9 protein-coding genes are annotated in these 12,043 nt (G+C 64.0%); 7 read left to right on the forward strand and 2 right to left on the reverse strand.

The window, feature by feature from the left end; all coding sequences use genetic code 11:
- Positions 1–55: 55 nt before the first annotated feature.
- From ACTJI5_RS08545 to trmB, 5 genes are all read left to right on the forward strand, one after another.
- Entirely contained in the window at positions 56–823 is a 768-nt protein-coding gene (locus ACTJI5_RS08545) for a sterol desaturase family protein (RefSeq protein WP_440859998.1), read from the forward strand.
- Positions 759–1,178: a DUF2141 domain-containing protein gene (locus ACTJI5_RS08550; RefSeq protein ID WP_440859999.1), complete on the forward strand. Its 420-nt coding sequence runs from the start codon at positions 759–761 to the stop codon at positions 1,176–1,178. Before ACTJI5_RS08545 ends, ACTJI5_RS08550 begins: the two co-directional genes overlap by 65 nt.
- 253 nt (positions 1,179–1,431) lie before the next feature.
- The gene (lnt, locus tag ACTJI5_RS08555) at positions 1,432–3,021 is read left to right on the forward strand and encodes an apolipoprotein N-acyltransferase (RefSeq protein WP_440860000.1); all 1,590 of its coding nucleotides are present in this window, start codon (positions 1,432–1,434) and stop codon (positions 3,019–3,021) included.
- A 49-nt stretch (positions 3,022–3,070) separates the two neighbouring features.
- Positions 3,071–4,291, forward strand: coding sequence for a methionine adenosyltransferase (metK, locus tag ACTJI5_RS08560; RefSeq protein ID WP_058539120.1), 1,221 nt, complete (start codon positions 3,071–3,073; stop codon positions 4,289–4,291).
- A 71-nt stretch (positions 4,292–4,362) separates the two neighbouring features.
- Positions 4,363–5,091: a tRNA (guanine(46)-N(7))-methyltransferase TrmB gene (trmB, locus tag ACTJI5_RS08565; protein ID WP_310251108.1), complete on the forward strand. Its 729-nt coding sequence runs from the start codon at positions 4,363–4,365 to the stop codon at positions 5,089–5,091.
- Between the two features lie 148 nt (positions 5,092–5,239).
- Here trmB and ACTJI5_RS08570 read toward each other — a convergent pair whose 3' ends face one another.
- The gene (locus tag ACTJI5_RS08570; protein WP_058538904.1) at positions 5,240–5,686 is read right to left on the reverse strand and encodes an Lrp/AsnC family transcriptional regulator; all 447 of its coding nucleotides are present in this window, start codon (positions 5,684–5,686) and stop codon (positions 5,240–5,242) included.
- Positions 5,686–7,623 (reverse strand): isoaspartyl peptidase/L-asparaginase, encoded by a 1,938-nt coding sequence (locus ACTJI5_RS08575; protein ID WP_440860001.1) that lies wholly within the window; start codon positions 7,621–7,623, stop codon positions 5,686–5,688. Before ACTJI5_RS08575 ends, ACTJI5_RS08570 begins: the two co-directional genes overlap by 1 nt.
- 239 nt (positions 7,624–7,862) lie before the next feature.
- Between ACTJI5_RS08575 and ACTJI5_RS08580 the strand changes: the two genes are divergently transcribed.
- Both ACTJI5_RS08580 and ACTJI5_RS08585 read left to right on the forward strand, forming a co-directional pair.
- Positions 7,863–10,601, forward strand: coding sequence for a TonB-dependent receptor plug domain-containing protein (locus tag ACTJI5_RS08580; protein WP_231732679.1), 2,739 nt, complete (start codon positions 7,863–7,865; stop codon positions 10,599–10,601).
- Positions 10,602–10,710: 109 nt separating this feature from the next.
- Positions 10,711–11,952: a serine hydrolase domain-containing protein gene (locus ACTJI5_RS08585; protein WP_440860002.1), complete on the forward strand. Its 1,242-nt coding sequence runs from the start codon at positions 10,711–10,713 to the stop codon at positions 11,950–11,952.
- The last annotated feature ends 91 nt before the right edge of the window (positions 11,953–12,043 follow it).

The raw sequence follows: 12,043 nt of genomic DNA on the forward strand, positions 1-12,043 counted from the left end.
AAACGCGCGGGCGCAAAGCCATTGCAACGCGGCGGCGAGCGGCTAGCCTTGTGCGATGACCGGCTGGCCGATCCTTTTGTCCGCACTCGCGATGACCGCGATCGTCGGCGTGCGCTATCTGATCACCAGCGGCGGCTTCGCGCTTGCGACGCGGTGGAAGCACCCCGGCCTCTATCGCGGGCTCGAGCCGCAGATGCGCCGCGAGGTCCGGTGGAGCCTTGCGAGCGCCGCGATTTACGGCGCTCCCGCGGGCGTCGTCGCGTGGGGGTGGCAGGCGCATGGCTGGACGCGCATCTACAGTGATTGGGGCGCCTTTCCGCTCTGGTATCTGCCGCTTAGCCTCCTCGCTTACCTGTTGATCCACGACACATGGTTTTACTGGACGCACCGCTGGATGCACCGTCCCGCTTTATTCAGAATCGCCCATTCGGTTCATCACGAAAGCCGCCCGCCGACCGCGTGGGCCGCGATGAGCTTTCATCCCCTGGAGGCAATCACCGGCGCAATCGTCATCCCCGCGCTCGTCTTTCTGATCCCGATCCATGTCGCGGTGCTGGGGCTCGTGCTCGCGATCATGACGATCATGGGGGTCGGCAATCATATGGGGTGGGAGATGTTCCCGCGCGCGCTTGTTCATGGACCCGCCGGCCGCTGGCTGATAACCGCGACACATCACGAGCAGCATCACGCCGCTTACCGGGGAAATTATGGACTTTATTTCCGCTTCTGGGACAAGGCGTGCGGCACCGATCTTGGCCTTGGCCATTTCGGCCACGCTGCTGACCGGCGCCGCGCCGCCGCCGACGCCCGCTCCAACAGTTGAGGTCAACGTTACCGGGCTGCGCAGCGCAAAGGGGCAGATCCTCGTCTGCCTGACCACCAATCCCAAGGCATTTCCCGACTGCAGCAAGGACAAGGGGTCGGTGCGCATGGCGGTGAAAGCCGCCGACGCCGGCGATTTCGCGGTCCACGCGCCCGCGACCGGCACCTATGCGATCGCGGTCGTCCATGACGAGAACAGCAACAACAAGATGGATGTCGCGATCTTCGTGCCCAAGGAAGGCTTCGGCTTTTCGCGCAATCCCACGATCACCGTCGGCCCGCCGAGCTTCAAATCGGCAAGTTTCGCGGTCGCGGGCGATATGCGCCAGTCGATCAAGATGAAATATATGCTCTGACGGGTGTAGCGTCGTTCGCAACCGTTTGGGGTAGGGAGCGGACGTTGCTTCATTGTCTTTCGTCATCCCGGACTTGATCCGGGATCCCGCTTTTTGAGGCATCGGCTGGCTTCGACCTCAAGCGGGACCCCGGATCAAGTCCGGGGCGACGATGAAAGCGAGGGTCGGCTACCGCTCGTTATTCGCCATAAGCCCCGCCGGAGAATCGCAAGTGCCATTGTAGGGCCGAGGGTGCAGCGCTAAAGCAGCGCGCGTGACCGCGACATCCTCCCGCATCGCCGCTTTTGCCGACCGTTGGCCAAAGCTTGTTGCCCTCCTGCTCGGTGCCATTTCGGCAACCGGCTTCGCCCCGCTCCACCTGTGGCCGCTGAGCCTGCTCGCGCTCGGCGGCTGGATGGTGCTTGTCGCGCGCAGCCCCAAGGGTTCGCGCGCGCTGGGTATCGGCTGGGCGTTCGGCGTCGGCCATTTCGTCGTCGGCCTCAACTGGATCGCAACCGCCTTCACCTATCAGGCGGCAATGCCCGCATGGCTCGGGTGGATCGCGGTCGGCCTGTTGTCGCTGTATCTTGCCGTCTATCCGGCGCTTGCGGCCTGGGGCGCGTGGATGATGAAGCCCAAGGCAGACGCGCATTTTGCGGCGCCGTCCTACCTGCTGGCCTTCGCCGGCCTCTGGGCGCTCACCGAATGGCTTCGCGGCTGGATTTTTACCGGCTTTGCATGGAACCCCTTGGGGGTGATTGCCGTCCCGCACGTTGCCGCGCCCGCCCGCTGGATTGGCACATATGGCATGAGCGCGATCGTCTGCCTGTTCGCGGCGGTGATGATCCTAGCGTGGTTTCATCGCCGTGTCGCCGCAGCCACGCTTTTCGGTAGTCTGCTCGCCCTATGGGGTGCGGCATTTCTGTCGCAAACGGGCAGCAACGTCGATGCCGCCGTTCGCGTTAAGGGTACGCAGCGCATCCCCATCACCGTCGTCCAGCCCAATGTCGGACAGGAAGACAAATGGGAGGGCAGCAAGGCCGACCTCAATTTCGAAAAGCTCGCGCGTCTGACGACGCCGAAGGATGACACGCCGCGCCTGATCCTGTGGCCCGAGGCGGCGGTGCCCGATTATCTCGAAGCGGGCTATCCCGCCCCTTATTATGATCGCTCGCCCGTCGAGGCGCGTATGCGGCTCATCAAACTGATGAACCCCGACGACCTGATGCTTCTGGGTGCGCTCAAGCTCGAACTCGACAAGACGGGCGATGTCGTCGGCGCGCGCAACGCGGTGATGACGGTCCATGCCGACGGCACGCTCGGCCCGCGCTACGACAAGGCGCATCTTGTCCCTTACGGCGAATATCTGCCGATGCGCCCGATCCTGTCGGCGATCGGCCTGTCGCGGCTCGCCCCCGGCGACATCGATTTCTGGCCGGGCCCCGGCGCCCGCACCCTCGACCTCGGCGCCTTTGGTCGGGCCGGGCTGCAAATCTGCTACGAGATCATCTTTTCAGGCCAGGTGGTCGACCGGGCGCACCGCCCCGATTTCATCTTCAATCCCTCGAACGATGCCTGGTTCGGCGGCTGGGGCCCGCCGCAACATCTGGCGCAAGCGCGGCTCCGCGCAATCGAGGAAGGGTTGCCGGTCGTGCGCGCGACCCCGACGGGAATCAGCGCCGTCATCGATGCCGACGGCCGCATCGTCGAATCGCTGCCGATGCATGCGGCGGGACGCATCGACACCTTCGTTCCGAAGGCGCATGCCCCCACGCTCTTCGCGCGCTATGGCAACATGCTGCCCGTCGGGTTTGCGTTGCTGTTGCTCGCGCTGGCCATTGCCTTTCGTCGGCGCGGACGCTAACAGCACCTCACATAAAGCTTCCTTTATATCCGTTCACAGAAGGCTCTCCATGCGCAACAGCTTCCTCTTCACCTCCGAAAGCGTGTCCGAAGGACATCCCGACAAGGTGGCCGACCAGATCAGCGATTCGATCGTCGACCTGTTCCTGTCGAAGGATCCCGAAGCCCGAATCGCGTGCGAGACGCTGACCACCACCCAGCTCGTCGTGCTGGCCGGCGAAATCCGCTGCAAGGGCGTGTTCGAGAATGACGAGTGGGCACCGGGCGCGCTCGACGAGATCGAAGCCACTGTGCGCAAGACGGTGAAGGACATCGGGTATGAGCAGGCTGGCTTTCACTGGGAAAGCTTCCGCTTCGAGAATAATCTCCACGCCCAGTCGGCGCATATCGCGCAGGGCGTCGACGAAAGCGGCGACAAGGACGAAGGCGCCGGCGACCAGGGTATCATGTTCGGCTATGCGTCGGACGAGACCCCCGACCTGATGCCCGCGACGCTCGATTACAGCCACAAGATCCTCGAGCGTATGGCGGCCGACCGCAAGGCGGGCACCGCACCCTTCCTCGAACCCGATACCAAGAGCCAGGTCACGCTGCGCTACGCCAACGAGCGTCCGGTTGAGGCGACCGCGATCGTCGTGTCGACCCAGCATGCGCCGGGCTATTATTTCCACAATGGCGAAGGCGACGAAGCGAAATACACCGAGCTGCGCAAATATGTGCTCGGCGTGATTGCCGACGTGCTGCCTGCCGAACTGCTCACCGCGAACACCGTCTATCACATCAACCCGACCGGGCGTTTCGAGATCGGTGGCCCCGACGGCGACGCCGGCGTGACCGGCCGCAAGATCATCGTCGACACCTATGGCGGCGCGAGCCCGCACGGCGGCGGCGCGTTCAGCGGCAAGGACCCGACCAAGGTCGACCGCTCGGCGGCGTACATCACCCGCTATCTGGCGAAGAACATCGTCGCCGCGGGCCTCGCGCGCCGCTGCACGATCCAGCTCAGCTACGCGATCGGCGTCGCCGAGCCGCTGTCGATCTATGTCGACCTGCACGGCACCGGTACCGTTGACGAAGGCAAGATCGAGGCGGTCATCCCGCAGCTCGTGCGCCTGACGCCGAAGGGCATCCGCACGCACCTCGGCCTCAACAAGCCGATCTACAAGCAGACCGCAGCGTACGGCCATTTCGGCCGCACGTCGGAGGGCGACAGCTTCCCGTGGGAACGCACCGACCTGGTCGACAAGCTCAAGGCAGCGCTCGCCGCCTGACGCTCATTTGATGTCGCATTATGCCGGGTGGCGGGTTGCCGCCGCCCGGTCGCGCGGCTAGGGCGCGCCCCATGACTGCACATAAGCCCGGCGATCCGACGACGATCAACCGCCTCTACGGCCGTTCAAAGGGCAAACCCCTGCGCGCGGGCCAGCAGGACCTGATCGACACGTTGCTGCCGCAGATCGCGGTTCCCACCGAGGGCGAGGTCACCGCCGAAGCGCTGTTCGGTTACGACCGCCCGCTCCATTTCGAGATCGGCTTTGGCGGCGGCGAGCATATGGCGGGGCGTGCCGACATGCTGCCCGATCATGGCTTCATCGGCGCCGAACCCTTTATCAACGGCGTCGCCCAGGCACTGGTCCACGTCGCGGGCGATCATGGCGCACGGCTCCCCATCGGCAATGTTCGCATTCATCATGGCGACGCGCTGGAAGTGCTGCGGCGCATCCCCGATGGCGCGCTCAGCTTCGCCTATCTGCTCCACCCCGATCCCTGGCCGAAGGCCCGCCACGCCAAGCGGCGGATGATGAACGACGGCCCGCTCGACCTGATCGCGGCAAAGCTCAAACCCGGCGGCGAGTTCCGCTTCGGCACCGACCACCCGATCTATCTGCAGCACGCGTTGATGGTGATGCGCCGCCACCGCCATCAGTTCGAATGGCTGGCGCAGGATTCGCAGGATTTCCAGGTCCGCCCTGGCGGCTGGCCCGAGACACGTTACGAAGCCAAGGCGCGCACTCAGGGCCATGAGGTCTGGTATTTCCGCTACCGGCGGACGGCCACAAAATGCAGCTGACGCCTCAGGCTCTTCATACTATATTTTTGACGCGAATTCAGCCTTCCAACCCGCTTCAGTCGCTGATCACAATCTGGCGGCAAATGACCGAGCGCGAACGGCCTATGCAACGCCTTTCCTTACTAGCGGCTTGGCATAAATAGACCGCTTATCGTTCGATTTTAGTGGCCAAAATCACCGACGTCGTCGTGCGTTCGACACCGTCGAGGAGGCCGATGTCGTCGATCAATTCGTTGAGCTGCGCGCCATCCTCGGCTTCGAGCATCGCGATGATGTCATATTCGCCGCTGATCGCATGGATCGCCTGTACCAGCGAAAAGCCGGCGAGCGCCTGCTCGACCTCGCGGTGAAAGCGCGGCAGCGTCTTGATCATCATATGCGCGCGTACGCGGCTCGCGGCGAAGGCGTTGCCCAGCCGCACCGTATAGCCGGCAACGACCTTTTCTTCCTCCAGCCGCGCAAGCCGCGAATAGATCGCACCGCGCGAAATGCCGAGCCCCTTGGCAAGCTGCGCGATCGTCTGCCGCGCATCGTCGCGCAGCAAGGTGAGCAGGCGTTCGTCGATCTCGTCGAGATTGACGCCCGAGTGCGGCATCAATCGGCCAACTTCTCGTCGGCGAAGATCGCAATTTGTGGAGTCCCCCCGGCGCTCATCCGCCCACGATACATGCCGAGGTCGTTGATGGCAAAGGCGGGGCGGCCGTCGGGCCCCATCGCGATCAGCCCGCCGTCGCCGCCGATCGCGCCGACCGCCATGATCGCGCCTTGCGCGGCGTCCTTCAGGCTCTCGCCCTTCCACGCGACGCGGTCGCAGACTTGCCGCGCGGCACTTTCGCGAATGAAATACTCGCCCGATCCGGTCGCCGACACCGCGCATTGCCCGTTCTTGGCATAGGTGCCCGCGCCGATGATCGGCGAATCGCCGATGCGGCCCCAGCGCTTACCCGTCATCCCGCCGGTCGAGGTCGCGGCCGCCAGATTGCCGTCGGCGTCGAGCGCGACCGCGCCGACGGTGCCGAACAGATGCGTCGGGTCGACCGCCGACACCTGCTTTTCGCGCCAGCGCAGCAGCCCCTGCCAGCGTTCCTCGGTGCGAAACCAGCTCGGGTCGACCTGTTCGAGCCCGCGTTCAATCGCGAAGCGGTCGGCGCCGTCGCGCGCGAGCATGACGTGCGGGCTCTTGTCCATCACCGCGCGCGCAAGATCGATCGGGTGGCGCGTGCGCGTCACCCCCGCGACCGCGCCGGCCTTGAGCGTCTTGCCGTCCATGATCGCGGCGTCGAGTTCGTTCTTTCCCTCGGCGGTGAACACCGCGCCGCGCCCGGCGTTGAACAGCGGATTATCCTCGAGCACACGCACCGCCGCGGCGACGGCATCGAGCGCCGCGCCGCCCTTGTCGAGCACCGCGCTGCCCGTGCGCAGCGCTTCGTCGAGCCCGGCGCGATAGGCCTTTTCCTTTTCCGGCGAGAGCGTCTTGCGCTCGATCACTCCCGCGCCGCCATGGATCGCGAGCGACCAGCGCGGCACCTCGACGATATCGCCCGCGCGGGCGGCATAGTTACGCACGAAAACAGGCGCGTCGACTTGCCCCGACGGCAGGTGGAGCACCGAACCGGGGCCGACGCCCGTCACCTTGACGCGCGGCGCGTCGAGCGGGCCGCGCTGCGCGAGGCCGCGGAGCCCCGCTCCGTCGACGACCCACGCATAGCCGTCGGGTTCGGTCGCATAGATGCGCGCGCGGCCGTCGGGCTCGACCGCGAGCGCCGCGCTTTCATCGACGCCGAGGCCGAGCATCGCAGGCTGGTCGGCGGGGCGCCCGGTCTGCGCCTTGGCGACAAAAGCGAACAGCCGTCCGAGCCGCTCGCGTTCCTTGAAATGCGTGTCGGTGACGATGCCCTTGAGCAGCGCGAAATGCAGAAAGTCGCCCTCGATCGTGTTCGCCGGACCGAACGGGTCGGCGAGTGCCTCGGGGCTCTTGATGCTGCCGTCGTCCATCGCGCCGTAGAGCTTCTCGCCCTGGATCGCGAGGCCGGCGCTGGTGCCCGCGAGCGGCTTGCCCGCCGCGACATGCGCGTTGAGGATGTCGCCCACCGGGGTGCCGCGCCAGTATCGCACATAGCGCGCCTGATCGCCGCCCGCGATGAAGATGCCGTCGGCCTTCTTCAGCCGGTCGAGGATCTTCTTGTTCGTCGCCTGCGACCGGGCGTGAAAGACGAAGATTTCGGTCGACTGGATGCCGCCGATATCGCGGAAGAATTCCTCGCCGATTTCCTTGCCATAGGATGCGCTGATCACGACGATATGGCCGTTCCCGGCCTTGCCGAAAAACCATTTCATCGCGTCGATGTTGCGGTCGCCGCCGCCCATCAAAAGCAGCCCGCCCGATACCGGTCCCGGCGTCGGCGTATTCAATTTGCCGAAGACGTAATGCTCGTGGGGCTTATCTTTCGCTTCTTTCGCCGCAACGGGCGCGAGCGAAAGCCCCAGCGCGGCAAGCAGCAGCCCAAATCCCCGCATGATCGAACGCAGCATCCGTCTTCCTTCCCGCGACCCCGGTGAAAAAGGCAGCGTACATAATGATGACCTCAAAAGACAATATGATTTCCAAATTTGTCATAGTGATTGAAATTATCGACGCTTTCTGGTCGAGTGAGTGAAATATCCGGTGGCGGCGAATGAGTTTGATTCGAGCCGGGACAAAACAGGGGGTTTGATAGATGACCAATTTCGGGAAGCGGGCGTTTCGGATTGTCCTCGGGCTGGGCGTTTGCATGCCCGCACTGGCCGTGCCGGCGCTCGCACAGGACGCCCCCGAAGGCGACGCGCAGGAAATCATCGTCACCGGATCGCGCATCCCGACGATCAAGGATCAGGGGCCGTCGCCGGTCACGACGATCGATTCCGACACGATCCGCGCCAACGGCTATACCAGCGTCCCCGAACTGCTCGCCGCGATGACGCAGAACAGCGGCGAAACGCAAAGCCCGCAGTCGGGCAGCAGCGCCGACTTCACGCCCGGCGCGCAGCAGGTCGACCTTCGCGGCCTCGGCCCCAACCACACCCTCGTGCTGATCAACGGCCGCCGGATCGCGGACTTCCCGCTGCCCTATATCGGCCGCAGCAACTTCACCGACATCTCGAACATCCCCGTCAGCCTGATCGACAAGGTCGAAATATTGAGCGGCGCGGGCTCGGCGATTTACGGGTCCGACGCGATCGCGGGGGTCGTCAACTTCAAGATGAAGGAAAAGCTCGACGGCATCACGCTCGACTATCGCCACGGCCGTACCCAGCACGGCGGCGGGCTGTCGCACCGTTTCACCGCGACCGGCGGCTGGTCGACCGACCGTTTCAATATCGCTGGCGGGATCGAATATCTCGATCAACGCCCGCTCTGGGCGTATCAGCGCAAGATCCAGGACAGCACCGACGACGAGCCGGGCGGCGGCCTGCCGCGGCGTACCTTCCTCCGCCGGAACATGGAAGACGAAGTCTATATCGATCCGGGCGCCGACACCTGCGCCGCGCTGTCGAACCTCAACGGCGGATCGATCATCTATGCCTCGCGCCCCAACTGGGGCTATTTCGACGATGCGCTCGATGACTATGGCCCGGGCTTCTATTGCGGCAGCAAGACCTCGATCGGTTACGGCACGATCATTTCGGGCCGCAAGGGTTTCAACAGTTTCGGCACCATGTCGTACGAGCTGTCGGACAATGCCAAGCTGTTCACCGATTTCCAGTTCGGGATCAGCAAGGTCCGCCTGATGTACGACGTGACAAGCTGGAGCTTCGAAGGTTCGTCGAGCAGCTCGAACAACAGCTTCTATAACATCAATCCGGCCGTCGATTCGCTCGACGAATGGACGCGCCAGTTCACGCCCGAAGAAACCGGCGGGCTGGAAATGCAGCGCAGCAAGCAGACGACCTACAGCATCACGCCCGGCATCCGCGGCAATTTCGGCAATGCCTGGAATTACGAGCTGTCGTTCAACTACAGCCGCTACAAGTCGATCGTGCGCTGGCCGCAGATCATCGCCAGCAAGGCGAACGACCTCTATCTCGGTCCGCAGCTCGGCGTCGACGGCGACGGCAACCCGATCTTCGACGCCGATCCGACACGCTTCTACACGCCGCTGACGCGCGCCGAGTATGAAAGCATCTCGGCCGACACGGTCTACAAGCCCGTCAGCTGGACGAGCAATCTGCAGGCGACGATCACCAACGGCGAGCTGTTCCAGCTGCCCGCGGGTCCGGTCGGCTTCGCCGCGGTCGCCGAATATGGCAAGCAGGGTTACGACCTCAATCCCGACCCGCTCGCGCTCACCGACTATTATTACAGCTGGAAAGACAGCGACGGCAAAGGCAAGCGCAGCCACGCCGCGATCGGCGGCGAGCTTCGCGTGCCGGTGCTCGATTTCGTGACCGTAACCGGCGCCGGACGCTATGATCATTTCCGCTTCGGCGGGGGCAACACCGGCAAGTTCACTTACAATGGCGGGCTCGAAGTGCGCCCGACCGAAAGCCTGTTGTTCCGCGCCGCCTATGGCACCGCCTTCCGCGCGCCCGATCTCCACTATGTCTTCACCGGCCCGGGTAACGTCGAAAGCAGCGTTGACGATTATTATCTCTGCCGTTCCGATCCCAGCGAGGATTATGAGGACATCAGCGATTGCAGCTATTCGGGGACCGGCATCGTCGTGAACCGCAACGGCAACCGAGATCTCAAGTCCGAAACCGGGCGGACGCTCACCGCCGGCGCCGTTTTCTCGCCGTCGCGCCGCCTTCATATCTCGGTCGACTATTTCCGCGTCACGCTCGACAATCAAGTCGACGACCTCAGCGTCAACCAGATCGCGCGCGACGAGGCCGATTGCCGGCTGGGGCGGACGCAGGCGGGAACCGCGGTCGATATCAACTCGCCGACCTGTCAGGATGCGATATCGCGCGTCAGCCGCTTCACCACCGGGCCGTCGATCGGCGAAATCTCGTCGATCCGCGTCAACCCGATCAACATCGCGCGCGAAAAGACGAGCGGGATCGACGTCGCCTTCCGCGGCACGCTGCCTACCAGCTTTGGCGATTTCACGCTGTCGCTCGCGCACAGCCATGTGTTCAAGCACAGCTTCCAGCAATATCCGGGCGATCCTGTGATCGACAAGCTGGCGGCGGACAGCGGCTATTACCTGCCGCGTGACAAGTCGAACGGCAGCATCACCTGGGCGTCGGACGGCGCGCAGTTCACCTTCTCGGGCACGCGTCTCGGAAAACTGCCGAACTATGATGAGGATGCCTATATCAAGGCGAGCTACCTGTTCAACGCGACGCTGCAATATGATTTCACCGATCATATGCGCGGGTCGCTGACGGTGCGGAACGTGTTCGACAAGAACCCGGTGAAGGATCCGACCTGGACAAGCTACCCCTATTACAACACCAGCTGGTTCGACAGCGTCGGCCGCAGCGTCTTCCTGCAGCTGACCTACAAGCTCGGAGGCTCGCCGCTCTGAATTGCCTCCGGACCAACCGATAGGCCGTGTTGGGGCCTATCGGTTTTGGTCGCAAATCCAGCCAGCCAAAAGCCATCAGTAACCTGCCGCATGATGGATCGACCGCCGTATGAGGACTTCCGAAACGATGCTCGGCCGGCGAGCCCTACTCGTTGGATCTGCGGCGCTGATCGCAAGCGGCCCGGTGTCCGTTCGCGCCCGTGCGGGAACCCATCACGCAGACGACAATGCCGCATGGATTCCGTCCGAGGCACTGGTGCAGGAACTTCCGCGCCTCATGCGCATCGCCGGCGTGCCCGGCGTCGCCATCGCGGTCGTGGACCGCGGGAGGCTGGCCTGGAGCAGAAGCTTCGGAGTAAAAAATATTCTCACCCGCGACCCCGTGCGGGAGGATACGCTGTTCGAAGCCGCGTCGATGACCAAGCCGGTCTTCGCCTATGTCGTGATGCGGCTGGCCGACGAAAAGCTCCTCGACCTCGACAAGCCGCTCGCCCGGTATCGCCGGCCGGCGAATTTGGGTATCGACCCGAATATCGAGCTTATCACGGCCCGGCAGGTGCTGGCGCATTCGACGGGCCTGCCCAACTGGGCTTCCGAGCCGCTCGTCACGAGCAGCGCGCCCGGATCGCGCTACACCTATTCCGGCGAAGCTTTCATCTGGCTCCAGCTGGTCGTCGAGACGATCATGGGAATGGGCCTCGGCAGCGTGATGCAGGCGAAGCTGTTCGACCCTGCGGGAATGTCCCACAGCAGCTTCGGCTGGGACGAGGCGATCGCAAGGTCGGTGGTCTTCGGCCATTCCGAACCTCCGGAAGGCGAGCAGAAGCTTCCTTCCCAGCCCACGCGCGAGCTGGGCGACCGGCTGCTCCGGGTCGCTTCGAAGTGGCGCAAGCCGATCGCGTCCTGGACCTATGAGGATTCGGTCGCAGCGATGCGAGAGACAGATCCAAAGACGCCGCCATCGACACACGACCTTCTGGTCAATTCGGCGGGAGGGCTCCTGATGACCGCGTCTGACTATGCGAAGTTCATGGTTCTCATGATGGATCGGCCGGGGCGGGCGGATTGGGAGATTAGCGACGCGGCCCGGCGAGCGATGCTCACGCCGCAGCTCGAAGTGCGCGGGCGCGACATTTCGCGAGGGCTGGGTTGGGAACTCGAGCAATCCTCATCAGGCCAGCTGTTCCAGCACAGCGGCAGCAATTACGGGATCTTCAAGACCCTGGGCGTCGGTGATGCGCGGAGTGGGCGGGCGATCGTCGTCTTCACCAATGCCGCGAACGGAAATGCGCTCGCGTCCCGGATCGTTCGGCAGGCAACAGGTATCGACCGGTTGAAATCCCTGGTCTGATCAGCTTGTCGAACCGGAGGATTGTCTCTTCAACCTTTCTCCCGGTGCAAGATCGCCGAACATTCGCGGCAACAATCTGCTCGATAAGAAG

The organism is Sphingopyxis sp. 22461 (assembly GCF_052044915.1).
Lineage (GTDB): Bacteria > Pseudomonadota > Alphaproteobacteria > Sphingomonadales > Sphingomonadaceae > Sphingopyxis.